This is a genomic window from Actinophytocola sp., assembly GCF_035634895.1.
Classification (GTDB): Bacteria; Actinomycetota; Actinomycetes; order Mycobacteriales; family Pseudonocardiaceae; genus Actinophytocola.
The window spans coordinates 1-19,724 of the sequence record NZ_DASQCC010000173.1 but is presented as its reverse complement, the minus strand read 5'-3'; the positions used below and the strand labels follow the sequence as shown (position 1 = coordinate 19,724).

General features: G+C 70.7%; 16 protein-coding genes and 1 riboswitch. Of the genes, 14 read left to right on the top strand and 2 right to left on the bottom strand.

Going from position 1 to position 19,724, the window contains the following annotated elements; all coding sequences use genetic code 11:
* Positions 1-77 precede the first annotated feature (77 nt).
* The 6 genes from VET29_RS25690 to VET29_RS44130 all read left to right on the top strand — a co-directional run bounded on the left by VET29_RS25690 (position 78) and on the right by VET29_RS44130 (position 7,673).
* A complete protein-coding gene (locus tag VET29_RS25690; protein WP_324924909.1) occupies positions 78-3,635 on the top strand; it encodes an Rne/Rng family ribonuclease in 3,558 nt (1,185 codons plus the stop codon).
* A gap of 156 nt (positions 3,636-3,791) precedes the next feature.
* Positions 3,792-4,103: a 50S ribosomal protein L21 gene (gene rplU / locus VET29_RS25685; protein WP_324924906.1), complete on the top strand. Its 312-nt coding sequence runs from the start codon at positions 3,792-3,794 to the stop codon at positions 4,101-4,103.
* A gap of 13 nt (positions 4,104-4,116) precedes the next feature.
* The gene (rpmA, locus tag VET29_RS25680) at positions 4,117-4,374 is read left to right on the top strand and encodes a 50S ribosomal protein L27 (protein ID WP_324924904.1); all 258 of its coding nucleotides are present in this window, start codon (positions 4,117-4,119) and stop codon (positions 4,372-4,374) included.
* A gap of 86 nt (positions 4,375-4,460) precedes the next feature.
* On the top strand, positions 4,461-5,912 hold the full coding sequence (obgE, locus tag VET29_RS25675) for a GTPase ObgE (RefSeq protein WP_324924902.1): 1,452 nt from the start codon (positions 4,461-4,463) through the stop codon (positions 5,910-5,912).
* Positions 5,913-5,920: 8 nt separating this feature from the next.
* Positions 5,921-7,030, top strand: a complete 1,110-nt coding sequence (gene proB / locus VET29_RS25670) for a glutamate 5-kinase (protein WP_324925030.1) — start codon at positions 5,921-5,923, stop codon at positions 7,028-7,030.
* 271 nt (positions 7,031-7,301) lie between these two features.
* Positions 7,302-7,673, top strand: a complete 372-nt coding sequence (locus tag VET29_RS44130; protein ID WP_414636606.1) for an FAD-dependent monooxygenase — start codon at positions 7,302-7,304, stop codon at positions 7,671-7,673.
* A gap of 377 nt (positions 7,674-8,050) precedes the next feature.
* On the opposite strand, the gene VET29_RS25665 is transcribed toward VET29_RS44130, so the two are convergent.
* Complete coding sequence (locus VET29_RS25665) at positions 8,051-10,159, bottom strand: RecQ family ATP-dependent DNA helicase (protein WP_324924900.1); 2,109 nt, start codon at positions 10,157-10,159, stop codon at positions 8,051-8,053.
* Positions 10,160-10,283: 124 nt separating this feature from the next.
* Between VET29_RS25665 and nadD the strand changes: the two genes are divergently transcribed.
* The 7 genes from nadD (at position 10,284) to VET29_RS25630 (ending at position 17,056) form a co-directional block, all read left to right on the top strand.
* Entirely contained in the window at positions 10,284-10,874 is a 591-nt protein-coding gene (gene nadD / locus VET29_RS25660; protein ID WP_324924898.1) for a nicotinate-nucleotide adenylyltransferase, read from the top strand.
* A 77-nt stretch (positions 10,875-10,951) separates the two neighbouring features.
* Positions 10,952-11,344, top strand: a complete 393-nt coding sequence (gene rsfS, locus VET29_RS25655) for a ribosome silencing factor (protein ID WP_324924896.1) — start codon at positions 10,952-10,954, stop codon at positions 11,342-11,344.
* Complete coding sequence (locus VET29_RS25650; protein ID WP_324924894.1) at positions 11,341-11,955, top strand: histidine phosphatase family protein; 615 nt, start codon at positions 11,341-11,343, stop codon at positions 11,953-11,955. The genes rsfS and VET29_RS25650 overlap by 4 nt, the downstream gene beginning before the upstream one ends.
* A 5-nt stretch (positions 11,956-11,960) precedes the next feature.
* Positions 11,961-12,680, top strand: coding sequence for a diglucosylglycerate octanoyltransferase (octT, locus tag VET29_RS25645; RefSeq protein WP_324924892.1), 720 nt, complete (start codon positions 11,961-11,963; stop codon positions 12,678-12,680).
* A gap of 35 nt (positions 12,681-12,715) precedes the next feature.
* On the top strand, positions 12,716-13,573 hold the full coding sequence (locus VET29_RS25640; protein ID WP_324924890.1) for a DegV family protein: 858 nt from the start codon (positions 12,716-12,718) through the stop codon (positions 13,571-13,573).
* 107 nt (positions 13,574-13,680) lie between these two features.
* Complete coding sequence (locus VET29_RS25635; protein ID WP_324924888.1) at positions 13,681-14,544, top strand: ComEA family DNA-binding protein; 864 nt, start codon at positions 13,681-13,683, stop codon at positions 14,542-14,544.
* Positions 14,545-14,710: 166 nt separating this feature from the next.
* Positions 14,711-17,056 carry a DNA internalization-related competence protein ComEC/Rec2 gene (locus tag VET29_RS25630; RefSeq protein ID WP_324924886.1) on the top strand — a complete coding sequence of 782 codons (2,346 nt, stop codon included), beginning with the start codon at positions 14,711-14,713 and terminating at the stop codon, positions 17,054-17,056.
* A gap of 147 nt (positions 17,057-17,203) precedes the next feature.
* Here the strand turns inward: VET29_RS25630 and thrC are convergent, their stop codons facing one another.
* Positions 17,204-18,463: a threonine synthase gene (thrC, locus tag VET29_RS25625; RefSeq protein WP_324925028.1), complete on the bottom strand. Its 1,260-nt coding sequence runs from the start codon at positions 18,461-18,463 to the stop codon at positions 17,204-17,206.
* A gap of 11 nt (positions 18,464-18,474) precedes the next feature.
* Positions 18,475-18,605, bottom strand: a riboswitch (SAM riboswitch).
* Positions 18,606-18,753: 148 nt separating this feature from the next.
* Here thrC and holA point away from each other — a divergent pair.
* Positions 18,754-19,724, top strand: a 971-nt coding sequence (gene holA, locus VET29_RS25620; RefSeq protein WP_324924884.1) for a DNA polymerase III subunit delta, incomplete at its 3' end; no start/stop codon positions are given.

Genomic DNA, 19,724 nt, shown 5'->3' with positions numbered 1-19,724 from the left:
CCCTCGTGTGGCCGCGTCTGGAGGAGCCGGTGCTACTGCGCCGGCCCTACGGACGCGCCCGGGGGTGAAGGAGCTACATGTCGGATACGTCCACCCCTGCCGGAAACTCCGGCGGGGACGCCACCACACCCGTCGCCGCCGCACTGGCGGCGCTACCGGCCCGCATTCGCGTGCACGCGCTTGCCAAGTTGCTGGACCGCAGCAGCCGTGAGGTGCTTGCCGCCGTCACAGAGCTGGGCGCGGACGGGCGCAGCGTGCAGTCGAGCATCGACCGTGAGCTGGCCCTCCGGGTCGCCGAGCACCTGGGCGTGACCGCGCCCGACCCGAACGCCGCGGCCGAGTCCGCCGACGCTCCCGCTCCGGCGGCCGGTGCCCGGCAGCCCGCGGGCGGCGTGCAGGTACCCGGGTTCCGGCAGTCGCCCGCCGCGCGGCAGGCGCCGTCGCCGGGCTTCAGCGAGCCACTCCCGGCCCAGGCCGCCGAATCCCCCACGCGGGCTACCCCGCCGACGCCGGTGTTCGCGTCCGCGTCGCCGCTGTTCCTCCCGCCGGAGCCCACCGCGGCCCCGGCGCGCCCACCGCGTCAGGCGCCGGCACCGGCGCCGGTCGCGGAGCCGGAGGTCGTCGAGGAGGAGGAGGAGACCGAGGACGCCTTCGCCGAGGACCTCGACGAGGGCCGGCCGCGTCGGCGCCGGGGTCGCCGTGGCCGTGGCCGCGGCAAGGGCGGCCAGGACGACGCTGGTGACGAGTCCGCCGAGGACGAGCCCGACAGGTCCGAACGGCCGGAGAGGCCGGAACGAGCGGAGAAACCGGACAAGCCGGCCAGGCGTGCCAAGGCCGAGAGCGAGCCGGAGGAGGCCGAGGAGGAGCCGGCCGACGGCGAGGACGCCGCGTCCCGCCGCCGTCGTCGCAGGCGCCGCCGCCGCGGGGGCGACAGCGACGAGGCGCCCGGCAACGCCACCGAGGACGACCCGCCGAACACCGTCGTCCACGTGCGCGAGGCACGGGACGACAAGGAGAAGCCCGAGTCCGACGGGCGGGACGAGGTGCGCAGCGTGCGCGGCTCGACCCGGCTGGAGGCCAAGCGCCAGCGTCGCCGGGACGGCCGTGAGGCCGGTCGCCGCCGCGCGCCGATCCTGTCCGAGGCCGAGTTCCTGGCCCGCCGCGAGGCGGTGGACCGGGCCATGGTCATCCGTGAGCGCGGCGACCGCATCCAGATCGGCGTGCTCGAGGACGGCGTGCTCGTGGAGCACTTCGTCACCTCCGCCGGCAGCGGTTCCCTGGTCGGCAACGTGTACCTGGGCCGCGTCCAGAACGTGCTGCCGTCGATGGAGGCCGCGTTCGTCGACATCGGCCGTGGCCGCAACGCGGTCCTGTACGCGGGCGAGGTGGACTGGGACGCCGCCGGTCTCGAGGGCAAGGCCCGCAAGATCGAGCAGGCCCTGTCCACCGGCGACAGCGTGCTGGTGCAGGTCACCAAGGACCCGGTCGGCCACAAGGGCGCCCGGCTGACCACGCAGATCTCGCTGCCGGGCCGTTTCCTGGTGTACGTGCCGGGCGGCGGGGCAACGGGCATCTCCCGCAAGCTGCCCGAGAACGAGCGCAGGCGCCTCAAGGACGTGCTCAAGCGTGTCGTTCCCGAGGACGCGGGCGTGATCATCCGCACCGCGTCGGAGGGCATCAGCGAGGAGGAGCTGGCCCGCGACGTGCGGCGGCTGCAGGCGCAGTGGCAGGTCATCAGGGACAAGACCGAGGGCACGAACAACACGCGCAAGGTCGGCGCGCCGTCCCTGGTGTACGAGGAGCCGGACCTGCTGGTCAAGGTCGTGCGCGACCTGTTCACCGAGGACTTCTCGGCCCTGGTGATCCAGGGCGACATCGCGTGGGAGACGGTGGGCGCGTACGTGCAGCACGTGGCTCCGGAGCTGGCGGACCGCCTCCGCAAGCACGTGGGCAACAGCGACGTCTTCGCCGAGTACCGCATCGACGAGCAGCTGCTGAAGGCGCTGGACCGGAAGGTCTGGCTCCCGTCGGGCGGCTACCTGGTGATCGACCGCACCGAGGCCATGACGGTCATCGACGTGAACACCGGCAAGTTCACCGGGTCGGGCGGCAACCTCGAAGAGACGGTGACCAGGAACAACCTGGAGTCGGCCGAGGAGATCGTCCGCCAGCTGCGCCTGAGGGACATCGGCGGCATCATCGTCATCGACTTCATCGACATGGTCCTGGAGTCCAACCGGGACCTGGTGCTGCGCAGGCTGACCGAGTGCCTTGGCCGGGACCGCACCCGGCACCAGGTGGCGGAGGTCACATCGCTGGGCCTGGTGCAGATGACCCGCAAGCGCGTGGGCACGGGGCTGCTGGAGGCCTTCGGCACGACGTGCGAGCACTGCAAGGGCCGAGGCGTCCTGGTGTCGACGGAGCCGATGAGCAAGCCGAACGGCTCGAACGGGCACACGGAGCCGGCCCGAGGCGGCAACACCCGCCGGTCGAGGGGCCGCAACGAGGAGCCCAAGGAAAAGCCGGTCAACAAGGACGCGGCGAAGGAGGCGGCGGCCCTGGCGGCCAAGGAGGCCGTCCGCGACATCGCCAAGGCCACGACCAAGGCTGTGGACGCGAAGCCGGACGAGGACTCGCCCGAGCCGGACGTCGCCACGTCCCGGCCCACCGAGCCCGTCGAGCCCACCGAGGCGGCACACGCCACCGACGCCGAGCCGACCGGCGCGTCCCGGGAGCGCGGCCACACCCGTCACCGCACCCGCGACCGCTCCCACCGGGGCGCGTCCCGGAACGGCACGTCCCACGCCACCGAGGCAACGGGCTCTGTCGAGACAACGGACTCCGCCGAGACAACGGACTCCGCCGAGGCGACGAGCTATGCCGAGGCGACGGACGACACCGCCCCCGCCGGCCCGCAGGAGCCCATCGCGGCCCCCACGCCGGACGCTGAGCCCCTGCCGGCCGCCCAGCCCACCGGGACGGCGTCCGGCCCGGACGAGCACTCACAGGCCGCCACGAACGGCAGTTCTCGTCGCGCGGCACCGGCCTACGAGCCCGCCGCCGCGACGGCGGAGCCGGCCGAGTCCACCGGGCACACCGTGAGCGGCCCGACCGCGGCCACCGAGTCCGACGCGACGTCGACCGCCTCGGCCAACGACGCCGACGCGGCACCGACCGGTTCGACCGCTGGTTCGACAACCGAGCCAGGTACGCGGACCGCCACCGACGGGACTTCGGCCGGTAGTTCCACCTGGGCGGCGACCCCGTCCGGCTCTGCCACGTCGGATTCGGCCACCTCCGGTTCGGCCCCGTCGGGCTCCGCCCCGTCCGGTTCGGCCCCGTCCGGCTCGGCCACCTCCGGTTCGGCCCCGTCGGGCTCGGCCACCTCCGGTTCGGCGACGTCCGGTTCGGCCACGTTCGGCGCCACCGGCCTCACCAGGCCGTCGGCGGAGCCTGCGGTGGAAGGGACACCGTTCGGTTCCCCGCCAGCCGACACCGCGGCCGAGCACACCGCGGCCGAAGAGGCCACGGAGGAGCCGTCCGTGCCCGCCCCGGTGACCCCGCCGAGGCGTCAGCCGCGCCGCGCCGCTTCCCGTCCCGCGGGGCCCCCGGTGTCAGCGAGCCACGATGGCTGACCCCCGGTTGGTCCGCCTTCCGGAGGGCACGTATCCTGTAGGTCGGCCCGCCGCAGTGGTGGGCCGACTCGTGCGCGAGCCCGGTGTCATCTCACCCGGTCGCCGCGTCGCCCCAAGGTTTTCCGAAGCAGTCGAGTAGCAGGAGAGTTGCGTCCGATGTACGCGATCGTCAAGACCGGCGGCAAGCAGTACAAGGTCGCCGTCGGCGACATCGTCGAGGTCGAGAAGCTCGACGGTGAGCCGGGCGCCGAGTTCACCTTCCCCGCGCTGCTCGTCGTCGACGGCGATGACCTCACCACCGACGCCGATGAGCTGGCCAAGGTGTCGGTGACTGGCAAGGTCGTCTCCCAGACCAAGGGCCCGAAGATTCGGATCCACAAGTTCAAGAACAAGACCGGCTACCACAAGCGGCAGGGGCACCGGCAGAAGCTGACCCGTGTCGAGGTCACCGGCATCAAGACCAAGTAGGAGCTGAGCAGATATGGCACACAAGAAGGGTGCGTCCAGCTCCCGCAACGGACGCGACTCGAACGCCCAGTACCTCGGCGTCAAGCGCTTCGGTGGCCAGGCTGTCAACGCCGGCGAGATCCTGGTCCGCCAGCGCGGCACCAAGTTCCACCCGGGTGTCAACGTCGGCCGCGGCAAAGACGACACGCTGTTCGCCCTGGCCGCGGGCGCGGTCCAGTTCGGCGAGAAGCGCGGTCGCAAGACCGTGAACATCGTCCCGGTCGAGGGCTGAAGCCCGCGACCTAGCAAGACCCCACGAGGGGCGGGCCGGCGATCAAGCGGCCCGTCCCTCATTTGCGTTCCAGGAAGGTTCCAGCGGTGTCCCGATTCGTTGATCGCGTGGTCATCCACGCGGCCGCAGGCAGTGGCGGCAACGGTTGTGCCTCGGTGCACCGCGAGAAGTACAAGCCGCTCGGCGGCCCCGACGGCGGCAATGGCGGCAATGGCGGCGACGTCATCCTGGTCGTCGACTCCGGCGTGCACACGCTGCTCGACTTCCACTTCCGCCCGCACGCGAGCGCGTCCAACGGCAAGCAGGGCCAGGGCAGCAACCGTGACGGTGCCGCGGGCGAGTCGCTGGAGCTGAAGGTGCCCGAAGGCACCGTCGTGCTCACCGAGCACGGCGAGATGCTGGCCGACCTGACGGGCAACGGCACCCGCTTCGTCGCCGCCCGGGGTGGCCGGGGTGGCCTCGGCAACGCCGCACTCGCCTCCAAGGCCCGCAGGGCCCCCGGCTTCGCCCTCCTCGGCGAGCCGGGCGACGAGGTCGACCTGGTCCTCGAACTGCGGTCGGTCGCCGACGTGGGCCTGGTCGGGTTCCCGTCGGCCGGCAAGTCGTCGCTGATCTCGGTCCTGTCGTCGGCCAGGCCGAAGATCGCCGAGTACCCGTTCACGACCCTCATGCCGAACCTGGGCGTCGTGACGGCCGGCGCGAGCACGTTCACGGTCGCCGACGTGCCTGGCCTCATCCCCGGCGCGAGCCAGGGCAAGGGCTTGGGCCTGGACTTCCTCCGGCACATCGAACGCTGCTCGGTGCTGGTGCACGTGGTCGACTGCGCGACCTACGAGCCGGGCCGCGACCCGGTGTCCGATGTGGAGGCGCTGGAACAGGAACTGGCGCAGTACACGCCGGCACTGGGCGGCAGCCTGGCCGAGCGCCCACGCGTGATCGTTCTCAACAAGATCGACGTGCCGGACGCCCGCGAGCTGGCGGAAATGGTCCGTCCGGACTTCGAGAAGCAAGGCCTACCGGTCTTCGCCGTGTCCACGGCCAGCCACGAGGGCCTGCGTGAGATGTCATACGCACTGGCGAAGATCGTCGAGGAGGACCGAGCGACACGCCCGACGCTGGAGGCGAGCCGCATCGTCCTGCGCCCGGTGGCCGTCGACGACGCGGGCTTCACCGTGTCGGAGGACCCGGACGAGGAGGGCGGCTTCATCATCCGAGGCGAGCGCCCGGAGCGTTGGGTCCGCCAGACCGCGTTCGACAACGACGAGGCCGTCGGCTACCTGGGCGACCGCCTGGCGCGCCTGGGCGTGGAGGAAGTACTGGCCAAGCGCGGCGCCAAGCCCGGCTGCCCGGTGACGATCGGCGGCGTGACGTTCGACTGGGAACCGTCAACCCCGGCCGGCATAGACATGGTGATGCACGAGCGAGGCGCGGACCCAAGGCTGGACCGCAACGCGCGAGTGGGCGCCTCGGAACGCAAGGCCGCGAAAATAGCCCGCCGCATCCCGTCCACCGACGAGGAAGCCGAAGAACAACAGTGACCGGCGTGCTGTCCGCGACAAGGTCGCAGGTGGCGGCCGCCAAGCGAATCGTGATCAAGGTCGGTTCGTCGTCACTGACGACCGCGGAAGGCGGACTGGACCCGGCACGCCTGGACGCGCTGGTGGACGCGCTGGCCGCCCGCAGAACGGCGGGAAGCCAGGTGGTGCTGGTGTCGTCGGGCGCCATCGCGTCCGGCCTGGCACCGCTGGGCCTGGGCCGCCGCCCCAAGGACCTGGCGACACAACAGGCGTCGGCGAGCGTGGGCCAGTTGGTGTTGGGCCACGCGTACGTGTCTTCGTTCGCCCGCTACGGCCTACGAGTAGGCCAGGTCCTCCTGACGTCGGACGACGTGGTCCGCCGCTCCCACTACCGAAACGCCCAACGAACCCTGTCGCGACTACTGGCACTGGGCGTCGTCCCGGTGGTGAACGAGAACGACACGGTGGCAACGGAGGAAATCCGTTTCGGCGACAACGACCGCCTGGCGGCCTTGGTCGCCTACCTGGTGGGCGCGGACGCCCTGGTCCTACTGTCCGACGTGGACGCCCTGTACGACGGCGATCCACGCCGCACGGACGCCAAACGCATAGCGGAGGTGCTGGACCACAAGGACGTAGCCGAGGTCCAGGCCGACGAGGGCGGCTCCGACCTGGGCACCGGCGGCATGGCGACAAAGTTGGCGTCGGCTCGGCTGGCCTCGGCAGCAGGCGTCCCAGTACTACTGGCAGCGGCCCATGACGCAGCACGGGCACTGGGCCCAGCCGATGTGGGCACAGCCTTCGCAACGGGCGGCCGCCGCCTTACCCCACGGCGCTTCTGGCTGGCGTACGCAGCAGACCCGGCCGGCAAACTCCGGCTGGACGAGGGCGCGGTAAGAGCCGTGGTGGATCGCCGCAGGTCACTGCTGGCAGCCGGCATAACAGCGGTAACCGGCAACTTCGAAGCCGGCGACGTCGTGGAACTGACCGACCCGGGCGACAGAGTGGTGGCCAGGGGGGTAGTGGCCTTCGACGCAACAGAACTCCCAGCCCTCATGGGCCACTCGAGCCAGGACCTGGCCCCAGAACACCGCCGCGAAGTAGTCCACGCCGACGACCTGGTCCCACTACGCCCCTAGTCACAACCCCGACGAGCCAACCCGCAAGCCCCGACCAGCCAACCCACAACCGGACGGGCCAACCCGCAAGCCCGACGGGCCACACCTCGACAACACCACCAGCTGCCTGATGTGGGCCACGCCGCCAACAGCGGCAAGTACCCGTGAGGCGACGCCGAACTGTCCGAATTGGACGGCCCCGATCTGCGTGACCCGGCCTGCCGCCAGATCGCCGCCTGGCACCCCGACCTACGCCGCATGGTCGCCGACCACCCCTGAGGAAGCCGTCAACCTGCTACCAATCCGCACCTCCATTCCGATTGAACAGCGGGAAACAACGAACGTCACCGTTCCGGGCGACGCGATCCACAGCATGACTCCCCTCCGCGGCATCAGCGCGAACACCGCACTCCGAGACGCACAACTGTTGGCACGCAGCGTCATCGCGACCGCAGACGGCCAGCGAGACCTGCGAGGCCATCCGCCACTGCGAGACGCAAATGATCGACTACGGCTTCGCCGCGTGCGCCCGTCGGTGCGCACCGCTGAGCAGACCATCTCCACCAACTGGCTGGGCCGGTCGATGTTCCGGTCAGCACTGCGACTCTTCGCAGCCGATCCCTTCGCTCAACCGCAAGGCGTTCGCCGATCCGACAACGACTGAGAGTCGGTGCCCGGGCCAGTCCCATAACAAGACCGGCCCGGACACCGCCACCTCCACCGCGCCGCGGGCGGTGGGATCGGCAGTCCGCATGCACGTCAGGCCCACCGAAACTTGACGGGGCATGAACGTCCGTGCCCGAACCAACCGTGCAGGGCACCACTCCTGACACGGTTCCTCTCCGCCGTGCACCGTCCTCCGCCGGAGCACGCGTCCACTCCGGACAGAGCAAACGCATCAAACTCCGCACAGAGCACACGCGTCGACTCCGGACAAAGCAAAGGACAACACGTCCTGCTGACGGCAGCACTCGAGTCGCGATCTGGAGGCGGTCTGTGATGGTCTCCTATCTTCTCGGGCCGAGACCGCGATCAAGATGGTCAGGACGTGACGGCCAGTGCGAACGGTAAGACCGTGGGCACCCCCGTGTCGCGCAGGAGCTTGGCCGCCACCGTCATCGTCCAGCCGGTGTCGATCCGGTCATCGACAAGCAGGACGGGGCCGTTCACCGCATAGAGACGTTCGGAGAGTGGAGCGTCGACGGTCAGCTTCTGCCACACCTGCGCCAGGCGTAACGCGCTGTTGGCACGCGGCTCTCCAGACGGTTCGGACCCGATCTCACCGAGCAGCGTCAGCTTGCCGATCGTGGCGAGCCGTTCACCTAAACTGGCGACCAGCTTCGGTCGGCTCTGCGAGCCGATCGTCACCACCCCGACAGGGCGCTGTTCCCACTCCCATGACGCCAACACCTGTACGCATGCGTTGAACATGTCATCAGGCACCGGACCGTCCGGCGCCTCTGACGCGGGCGAGAACAGGTCACGCAAACGATTGCCCCAGCCGACGTCCGTGAGTCGCCCCAACGCCCTACCTGTCGCGGCGACCATGTCTGCGCCAATTCGACCGGAAAGTGGTACGTCCAGCCCCGCCATACCGCTCGGCCACTGGCGGCGGGGCTCGACGTCGACGCCGGGGCGAAGTAACCGTTCGCGCGCCAAAGTGACCCGGTCCAACGACACCTCGGTGCTCCACCGTGGTCCCGCACAGTTGTCACACCGCCCACAACGCGCCGCATGCGGGGCATCCAGCTGCCGCAGCAGGAACTCCATCCGGCAGTCGCTGGTCGTCTGGTACTCGAGCATCGTCCGCTGCTCAGCCTGCCTGGCCTCGGCGATGCCCTTGTACCGGTCCCCGTCGTAGCCCCACTCCGCCCCGGTCGCGAGCCAGCCACCCTTCACGCGCTGCACCGCACCGTCCACGTCCAGGACCTTGAGCACCATCTCCAGCCGCGACCGGGACAGGTTGCATCGTGGTTCGAGCGCGACTGTGGACAGTGGCCGACCTGCGTCCACCAACGTGTCGACCACCTGTCGGACGACGGGTTCCGGCGGGAAGGCCAGCGACGCGAAGTACTTCCAGATGGCCCGGTCCTCGACACCCGGCAGCAACAGCACCTCGGCCCGCTCCACCCCACGGCCCGCGCGACCGATCTGCTGGTAGTACGCGATCGGCGAGGCGGGAGAGCCGAGATGGATCACGAAGCCCAGGTCCGGCTTGTCGAAACCCATGCCCAGCGCCGAAGTCGCCACGACGGCCTTGATCCGGTTGGCCAGCAGGTCCTGCTCGATCCGCTCCCGCTCGGCCGGCTCGGTCCGGCCGGAGTACGCCGCCACCTCGTAGCCGTTGTCCCGCAGGAAGGACGTCGTCTCGTATGCCGACGCCACGGTGAGCGCGTAGATGATGCCTGACCCCGGCAACTCGCCGAGATGTTCCGCGAGCCACGCCATCCTGGCCTGCGGGCTCGGCAGATCGAGCACACCCAGATGCAGGCTCGCCCGGTCCAGCTCACCCCGCAGCACCAGCGTGTCCTTCCGACCGAGGTCGAGTTGGTCCGCGACGTCCCGGACCACGCGGTCGTTGGCCGTGGCCGTGGTGGCCAGCACCGGCACGCCGGCCGGCAGCTTGGCCAGCAGCGTGCGCAACCTGCGGTAGTCCGGCCTGAAGTCGTGGCCCCAGTCGGAGATGCAGTGCGCCTCGTCGACCACGAGCATGCCGGCCGACGCGGTCAGCTCGGGCAGCACGGACTCACGGAAGTCCGGGTTGTTGAGCCGTTCCGGGCTGACCAGCAGCACGTCGATGCGTCCGGCGAGTACGTCCTGTTCGACCTCGTGCCACTGGTCGAGGTTCGCGGAGTTGATGGTCGCCGCCTGGACGCCGGCCCGGGCCGCCGCCTCGATCTGGTTGCGCATCAACGCGAGCAGCGGCGAGACGATCACCGTCGGCCCGTTGCCCAGCTCTCGTAACAGTGCGGTGGCGAGGAAGTACACGGCCGATTTGCCCCACCCGGTGCGCTGCACGACAAGGGCGCGCCTGCGTTCGACGACCAGCGCCCTGATGGCGGTCCACTGGTCGTCCCGCAGCGCGGCGCCGTCTCCGGCGAGGGCTCGGAGTCGGGTCTCTGCTGAGTTGCGAAGTGCTTGCTCGTCCACGGGGTCCACGATGGCGCATGGCGGGCGAGTGGGCCAGGAGAAGGCCGAGCGAAAGGGACTTTCGTACGGGAAAGTGGTGGGTGACACACGCTGCGTGCACCCCTTACACGTACGCTGACCAGCTATGACAGGTCTTCGGATCGGGATCATGGGTGGCACGTTCGATCCCGTGCACCATGGGCATCTGGTCGCGGCCAGCGAGGTTCAGGTGCGGTTCGGCCTCGACGAGGTGATCTTCGTGCCGACGTGTCGGCCCTGGCAGAAGACGGACCGCAAGGTCAGCGCCGCCGAGGATCGCTATCTCATGACCGTGATCGCGACCGCGTCCAACCCCCGCTTCTCCGTGAGCAGGGCGGACATCGAGCGCGGCGGGACCACCTACACCGTCGACACCCTGCACGACCTGCACGCCGCCTATCCGGACGCGGACCTGTTCTTCATCACCGGCGCCGACGCGCTCGAGCAGATCCTGTCCTGGCGGCAGGCCGAGGAGCTGTTCTCGCTGGCCCATTTCGTCGGCGTGACCAGGCCCGGCTACCGCCTGGACGACACACACCTGCCGAACGGCTCGGTGAGCCTCATCGACGTGCCGGCGATGGCGATATCCTCGACGGCGTGCCGGGAGCGGGTCGCCTCCGGCCTGCCCGTGTGGTACCTGGTGCCCGACGGGGTGGTTCAGTACATCTCCAAACGCGATCTGTACCGGAACGCGTGACCCGAACGGTCTCCGCACGGGTATTCTCCCAGGGTTGAACGAACCGGTTCCACCAATAGACAGTATCGAGGAGTGACGTGGCCGCAACGCACGACGCACGTGAGTTGGCGCTGGTCGCAGCCAATGCGGCAGCCGACAAGAAGGCCAGCGACGTGATCGTGCTCGACGTCTCGGACCAACTGGTCATCACAGACTGCTTCGTGATCGCCTCCGCACCCAACGAGCGGCAGGTCGGCGCCATCGTGGACAACGTCGAGGAGAAGATGCGCGACGCCGGCACCAAGCCGGTGCGCCGCGAGGGCGCGCGCGAGGGCCGTTGGGTCCTGCTCGACTTCGTCGACGTCGTGGTGCACGTCCAGCACGCCGAGGAGCGGGCCTTCTACGGTCTCGAACGCCTGTGGAAGGACTGCCCCCGTATCGACTTCGACCTGGAGGCCGGCGTGGGCGAGACGAACGGCGGGACGACGTGACCCTCCGCCGGCTCGTCCTGTGGCGACACGGCGAGACCGACTACAACGCGGCCAGCAGGATGCAGGGGCAACTCGACTCCGTCCTCACGGACGTGGGCCGCAACCAGGCCAGGTTCGCGGTGCCCGCGCTCGCCCGGTTCTCCCCGGACGTGGTCGTCGCGTCGGACCTCAAGCGGGCGACGGACACGGCGACGATCTTCACCGAGGCCACCGGTGTCCCACTGCGGTTCGACAAGCGGTTGCGGGAGACGCACCTCGGCCTGTGGCAGGGCATGACCGGCCCACAGGTGGACGAGCAGTGGCCCGGCGCACGGCAGATGTGGCAGACGGACCCGGCATGGACCCCGCCCGGCGGCGAGGCCCGGGTGGAGGTCGCCGCGCGGGCCTCCGAGGTCGTCGCCGAGCTCGACGAGTCCACTGAGGACACGGCGGTTCTGTGCGCACACGGTGGCCTGATCACGGCGCTGACCGGGCATCTGCTGGAGCTGCCGATCGCCGCGTGGGCGAAGCTGGGCGGCATCGGCAACTGCCACTGGGTGGTGCTCGCCCGGCGTGTCTCGAGCGGTCTGGCCTGGCGCCTGATCGCGTACAACGCGGGGATCACCGGCTGACCGGGATGACCAACCTGCTGGTGTTCGGGGACTCGTTGAGCTTCCAAGGACCGGATGGCCCCCGACCGGCCGATGACGAGCGGCTCTGGCCCAACCTCGCGGCCGCCGCGCTGGGTGGGCGCAGCGAGTTGTTCGCACGGTCCGGCTGGACCGCCCGGGACGCGTTCTGGGCGCTGACCGGCGACCCCAGGCTGTGGACCCAGTTGCCCAAGGCCGACGTGCTCGTGCTGGCCGTCGGCAGCATGGACACCCTGCCCTCCCCTTTGCCGACGTACCTGCGGGAAGGGCTCCGCTACCTGCGGCCGGATCCGCTGCGGCGATGGGTCCGGGACCGCTACGTTGCCGCCCAGCCCTGGCTCGCCAGGGCGACGAACGGCCGCCCGGTCGCGCTGCCGCCCGCGCTGACGGTCCACTATCTCGACAGGATCCTCGGGTCGATCAGGGCGTTGCGGCCGGACCTGCCCGCCGTCGGGTTCCTGCCGCCCCCACACAAGGCCAGCTCGTACGGCTACGTCCACACAGGCCGGTTGCAGGCGACCGCCGCGGTGCGTGCCTGGGGTGCACGGGCGGGGGTGTCACTGCTGGATCTGACCGCCCTGGTCGGCGACCATGTGCGGGCCGGGCGGGGCAACCCGGACGGTATGCACTGGGGCTGGGAGGCACACGAACTGGTGGGCAAGGCGGTCGCCGACGAGGCCGGCACGCTGCTGCGCCGGCCGCGATGACGGTCATTTCCCCACCGACCACGTAGGCTCCGTCCGTGCCGGTCGCCGTGGTCACCGATTCCAGCGCGTATCTGCCGGATGGCTTCGCCAGCCGGCACGCTGTGCATGTCGTGCCGCTCCACGTGCTGATCGACGACTGCTCCGGACGGGACGGTGTGGACATCGGGCCCGTCGAGGTGGCCGCCGCGCTGACCGGGCGGCACGCGGTGACGACGTCGCGGCCCAATCCCGACGAGTTCAGCCAGATCTACCGTCGGCTGCTGGACCAGGGCGCGGACGGGATCGTCTCGGTGCACCTGTCGCGCGAGCTGTCCGGTACCTGGGAGTCGGCCTGCCTTGCCGCGCGTGAGATCGGCGTCGACACCGTGCGGGTCGTGGACTCGCGTACCGCCGTCATGGGGTTGGGGTTCTCGGTGCTGCGTGCGGCGACGGCGGCGGGTGGCGGCGCCGACGGTGCCGTGGTGGAGGAGGTCGCCGTGGCGGCCGCCGCACGGACCAGGACGTTCTTCATGGTCGAGACCCTCGAGTACCTGCGCCGTGGCGGTCGGATCGGCTCCGCCGCGGCGTTCTTCGGCACGGCGCTCGCGGTCAAGCCGGTGCTGCACGTGAAGGACGGCCACATCGTGCCGCTGGAGAAGGTGCGCACCACCAACAGGGCACTGGCACGCCTCGTGGACCTTGCCGAGGCAGCCGCGGCGGAAACCGGGGCGGACGCCGTGGAACTCGCCGTGCACCACCTCGCCGCACATGACCGGGCCGTCGATCTCGCGACGAGGTTGGACGAGCGGATCTCGTCGGCGTCCGGCTGTGTCGTGTCGGAGCTCGGCGGCGCAATCGGAGCTCACACCGGCCCCGGCATGCTCGGCGTCGTCGTCTGCCCAGCGGACCGCTGACACCCTCTGACCAGCGGCTATCGCAAGTTATCCACAACTCGACCAGTTATCCACAATCGGCGCCCGTCCCGAGGCTCCCAAGCCCCCGCCGACATAAGGTCGAACCCGTGATCGAAACAACCTCGCGGCCCGACCGAACCCGACAGGACCGCCAACGCCACGACCAAGCAACCACCGAGCCCGGGGAGCGCCTCTTCCGCCTGTCCGGCGAGGCACACGCCGAGCCTCGCGAAGAAGACGTGGAACTGCCACCGGACCAGCGGTGGGTGGACGTCTCGATGGATCCGCCGGATCCACCGGACCCGCCGCCGAGCGACCCGTGGTGGCGGTCCGGCCGAGTCGGCAGGCTGGCGGCCGACTGGATACCGGAGGTGTCCGCAGGCGGACGCCGCAGGCTTGCCATCGTGCTGGCCGGTGGCCTCGTGTTCGCCGTCGCGGTGGCGCTCTGGATGGTGACGTCCTCGCGCGGGGTCGAGCACGAGACGCCGCCTGTGTTGCCCGTCGCGGCGGCGTCCCAGGCGCCTTCGGCCGCTGCGGAGGCGTCGATCGTGGTGAGCGTGGTCGGCAATGTCACCAGCCCCGGCCTGGTGACATTGCCCGACGGGGCACGGGTCGCCGACGCCTTGCGAGCGGCGGGCGGACCGGTGCCGGACGCCGATCTCGGCGCGCTCAACCTCGCCCGCAGGTTGACCGACGGAGAACAGATCTACGTCGGCGTCCCGGCGCCGCCCGGCGCCGAGCAGCCTCCGGCGGCGCCAGGAGTCCCGGGCGTCGCGGACAAGGTCGACCTGAACATGGCGACGCTCGCCGCGCTGGACACGCTGCCTGGCGTCGGGCCGGTGACCGCGCAGCGAATCGTCGACTGGCGAACGGAACACGGCCGGTTCGACAGCGTGGAGCAACTGCGCGAGATCGACGGGATCGGCCCGAGCCGGTTCGCACGACTCAAGGATCTGGTGGTGGCCCGATGATCGAGTACCGCAGGGTGCACGAGGAACGAGTCCGCTCCGGGACAGGTCCGGGCATGGCCGGCGGATACGTTCGCCATCGGGCGATGCGGCGGTCCTCGATGGCCTTGGTGGTGTCGTGATCGGCCGGCTCGGAGTGGACACCGGCCGTCGACCGGACGCTCGGTTGGTGCCTGCTGCGCTTGTCGTGTGGCTCTCGACGCTGACCGGTCTGTCCTTCGGCTGGTGGTGGTCCGCGGTCGGTGGACTCGTCGGAGCTGTGCTGGGGCTTGTGGTGTTGGCCCGGTCGCGGGGACGTCCGGCCGTCGTCAGGTGGTGGCGGCTGGGAATCGCCTGGTCGGTGCTCCTGTGCGGGATGTCGGTCGGCGTCGTCGGCACCATGCGGTTGCGTGCCGCCTCGGATGATCCACTTCGGACACTCGCCGGCGCGGATGTCACCGGCATGTTTCGAGTCGAGATCACCGAACGCGCGAAGCCGGTGGTCTCCACCGGGTTCGGTGGGCAGCAGAGCGGGGTGCGTGCCGTCGTGCTGCCCGCGCGGGTGGTGTGGGCCGTCGTGGCTGGTCGTCGGGTGTCGTCGACGGGTGCGGTCATCCTGGTCGCTCCGGTCGACCGCTGGCGGACACTCCTGCCGGGACAGCAGGTCACGGCGACCGCGGCGGTCGCGCCGGCCGACCCGGGGCAGCTCACTGTCGCGGTGTTGAGAGTCCGCGGGCCGCCGGACGCGTTGAGTGAGGCGGCCGAGTGGCAGCGGGTCGCGCAGAGGCTGCGATCGGGCTTACGGGACGCGTCCGGTGTGCTTGGTCCGGAGCCGCGCGGCTTGGTGCCCGCGTTGGTCGTCGGCGACACCGACGATCTGTCGCAGCGGGTGACCGACGAGTTCCGTGCGGCCGGACTGGCCCACCTGTTGGCGGTGAGTGGCGCCAACTTGGCTGTGGTCGGTGTGGCGGTGCTGTTGCTGCTGCGCGTGCTGCGTTGTGGCCCGCGGACGGCGGCGGCCGGGGCGATGGTGGCGCTGGTCGGGTTCGTCGTGCTGGCCGGGCCCGAGCCGAGCGTGTTGCGGGCCGGTGTGATGGGTGCGGTCGGGCTGCTGGCGTTGGCGATCGGACGTCAGCGCGCGGCCTTACCGGCGCTCAGCGTCGCGGTGATCGTGCTGGTGCTGTGGGATCCCGCGATGGCGGTGAGCATCGGGTTCGCGCTGTCGGTGCTCGCGACCGGTGCGCTCGTGCTGATCGCGCCTCGTTGGGCGGAACGACTCGCCGACCGGGGTGTGCCGCGAGGGCTGGCCGAGGCGCTGGCGGTGCCGGCGGCCGCACACCTGGTCACCGCGCCGGTCGTGGCCGGGTTCGCCGGTCAGGTGAGTGTCGTGGCGATCGGTGCGAACCTGCTGGCGGCACCTGTGGTCGCGCCGGCGACCGTGCTCGGGGTGCTGGCGGCGGTGGTCGCGCCGGTGGCGCCCTGGCTCGCGGAGTTGCTGGTTCGGCTGGCCGGACCGGAGGCGAACTGGCTGGTCTTCGTTGCCCGGCACGGTGCCGGCCTGCCGGGTGCGGTGATCGGGTGGCCGACTGGCTGGCTCGGCGGGCTGCTGCTCGCCGGGTGCATGGCGCTGCTGGTGGTGGCGTTGCGCCGGCGGCAGCTGCGGGTGCTGATCGGCATCGTGCTTATCGGGTTGTTGATCGTGGTGATCCCGGTGCGGGTGATCGCGCCGGTATGGCCGCCGGACGGCTGGGCCATGGTGGCCTGCGACGTGGGGCAGGGCGACGCGATCGTCCTGGCGACCGGTGAGGCCGGGCGTGCGGTCGTCGTCGACACCGGGCCGGAGGTGGCGCCGCTGGCCGCGTGCCTCGATCGGCTGGATGTGTCGCGGGTGCCGTTGGTGGTGCTGACCCACCTGCATGCCGATCACATCGGCGGGCTGGACGCGGTGCTGGCCGACCATGCGGTCGGTGCCGTCGGAGTGAGCCGGGCGCGAGTGCCGCGCTGGGCGTGGGAGGAGGTGCGGGACGAGGCATGGGACGCCGGGGTGCCGGTGGTCCAGCTGACCGCTGGGCAGCGGTTGGCGTGGCCGGGACTGGTTGTCGAGGTGTTGGCGCCGGATGACGAGGAGGTGATGCCGGCGGTCCAGTCCGATGGGACGGAGATCAACAACGCGTCGTTGGTGTTACGGGCGGTGACGCCGGCCGGGCGTGTGCTGCTGAGCGGAGACGTGGAGCTGGCCGCGCAGGCGCATCTGCTGGACGAGCGGGTGGACCTGTCCGCCGACGTGATCAAGGTGCCGCATCACGGCTCCCGGTACACGTCGCCCGAGCTGTTCGCCGCGGTTCGGCCGCGGATCGCGGTGGTGAGCGTCGGAGCGATGAACCGGTACGGGCATCCCAGCCCGTTCACGCTCCGCGTGCTTGCTCACCTGGGTGTGTTGGTGCTGCGGACCGACACCGCCGGTGACACCGCGATCGTGGCGACCGCGGCGGGGCCGCGCGCCGTGACTCGCGGGCCGTCGAGATCACCGCCGTGATGTCCGACGTGGCCGGTGGGATCTCGCTGTCCACATCGGACGCTCGTGTACGTCGTGCCCGGCCTTTGCTGCCGCTTTGGTTCGCGTGGTTGGGGATCGTGGTCGGCGCGTGTCCGGGGCCGATCCCCAACCGGGCAGGCCGCGTGCTCAGTCGGCCAGTGCGGCGCGGACCGCGTCGGCTGACGGGGGAACCGTCGCGCGGGGGCCGATCTTGCCCTCGACGGCGTCCAGGGTCTTGAGGCCGTCGCCGGTGATGAGGAGGACTGTTTCGGCTTCGGTGTCGAGTTGGCCGGTCTCGATGAGCTTCTTCGCCGTGGCGACGGTGACGCCGCCCGCGGTCTCGGCGAAGATGCCTTCCGTCCTGGCCAGGAGGCGGATGCCCTCGACGACCTCCTCGTCGGAGACGTGCTCCACCGCGCCGTTGGTGCGGCGGACCACGTCCAGCACGTAGGGGCCGTCGGCCGGGGCGCCGATGGCGAGGGAGCGGGCGATGGTGTCCGGCTTGACCGGCGTCACGACGTCCTGGCCCGCCTTGTACGCGGTCGCGACCGGGGAACAGCCCGTGGCCTGCGCGCCGAACACGCGGTACGGCTTGGCGTCGACCAGACCCAGGTCGGTCAGCTCGCGGAAGCCCTTGTCCACCTTGGTGAGCTGGGAGCCCGAGGCGACCGGCACGACCACCTGGTCCGGCAGGCGCCAGCCAAGCTGCTCGGCGACCTCGAAACCGAGGGTCTTGGAGCCCTCCGCGTAGTACGGGCGGACGTTGACGTTCACGAACGCCCAGTCCTCGTGCTCCGCGGCGAGCACGGTGGCGAGGCGGTTCACGTCGTCGTAGTTACCGTCGACGGCGATGAGCGCGCCGTCGTACACGGCGGTCGTCAGCACCTTCGCTCGTTCGAGTGACGACGGGATCAGCACGACCGACTCCCAGCCGGCTCGTGCGGCGGCCGCCGCCACGGCGTTGGCCAGGTTGCCCGTTGACGGGCAGGCGAGCACGCGGAACCCGAGCTGGCGGGCGGCGGCGAGCGCGACGGCGACCACGCGGTCCTTGAACGAGTGTGTCGGGTTGCCCGTGTCGTCCTTGACCCACAAGGACTTCACCCCGAGCGCGGCGGCGAGGCGGTCGGCCTTCACGAGCCGGGTCAGGCCCGGATCGGTGTTGGGATGTGCGTCCACATCGGACGGCACGGGCAGCAGCTTGCGGTACCGCCAGATGGACTTGGGACCCGCTTCGATCTCGGCTCGGGTGACGTTCCCGAACTCGTATGAGACCTCGAGCGGGCCGAAACACTCGGCACAGGCGAACTCGGGTGCCAGGGGGATCTGGTTGCCGCACTCGCGACAGCTCAGGGCGCGTGCGGGCCCGAGGTCGAGCGTGGTGGTGCCGGCGTCGGCGGTGATCGTCATCGCGAGGTATCTCCTCATCTGTCCCGCGTACGGGTCGGAATTGGCACCGTGGTCGTCGCCGTTCTCGCGGTCGCGAATGGTGTGGCTGACGCTGGTTGCCGGGGCTTCTTCGGGCCGATCCCTCTGCCCCTCTGGATGAGCGGTATGAAGTTGTCTGTCCGACACGTTACGGCACAACACGGTCACTCTGCCAATGTGAGGTCCACCATTCGAGACCACGGTGACCAGGACTCATGGGCCGTAGCAGGCCAGTCGCGCCGCTTGTCGGTGGGTGATGCGAGGATGACGGGGTGAAGGCGCCCGCCGTGACCCCGCCCGCGTTGCAGCTCGTGCTCGGGGACGAGGAACTGCTGGTAGAACGTGCGGTCCGGACAGCGATCGAGACCGCGCGGCTGGCCGACCCGTCCGCCGAGATGACTCGCGTGAAGACGACCGAGCTGACCGGGCCGGAGCTGACCGAGCTCGTCAGCCCGTCGCTGTTCGCCGAGCGGCGGGTGATCGTGCTCGAGGGTGCGCAGGAGGTCGGCAAGGACATCGGTGCGGTGATCACGGGGTACGTGAAGGCGCCGGCGGACAGCGTGCAACTGGTTGTGCTGCACAACGGCGGGGGGCGCAAGCCGGGCAAGGACCTGGTCGCGGCGATGAAGTCGGCGGGTGCGCAGGTCGTCGAGTGTCCCAGGATCACCCGGCCGCAGGATCGGGAGTCGTTCGTCCGAAACGAGATCCGGCAGGCGGGTGGGCGCTCGGACGCGGAGGCGGTCCGTGAGCTGATCGACTCCGTCGGCTCCGACCTGCGGGAACTGGCTGCTGCGGCCGCGCAACTGGTCGCGGACGCGGACGGCCAGGTCACGGTCGAGGCGATCCGCCGCTACCACCGCGGCCGCGCGGACGTGACGGGCTTCACGGTGGCCGAGAAGGCGGTCACCGGGGACGTGGCCGGGGCGCTGGAGATGCTGCGCTGGGCCATGCAGCTCGGGGTGCCGCACGTGCTGGTGGCCGACGCCCTGGCGGACGCGGTCCGCACGGTGGCGAAGGTCGCGGGTGCGGGGCGGGCCGACCCGTATCGGCTGGCGGGTGAGCTGGGGATGCCGGCGTGGAAGGTGCGCAAGGCGCAGTCGCAGTCGCGGGGGTGGCATCCGGCGGGGCTCGTGGTCGCGATGCAGGTGGTTGCCGAGGTCAACGCGGACGTGAAGGGCGTCGCGGTGGACGCGGGTTACGCGCTGGAGCGGGCCGTGCTGCGGCTGGCGGAGGCTCGTCGGCG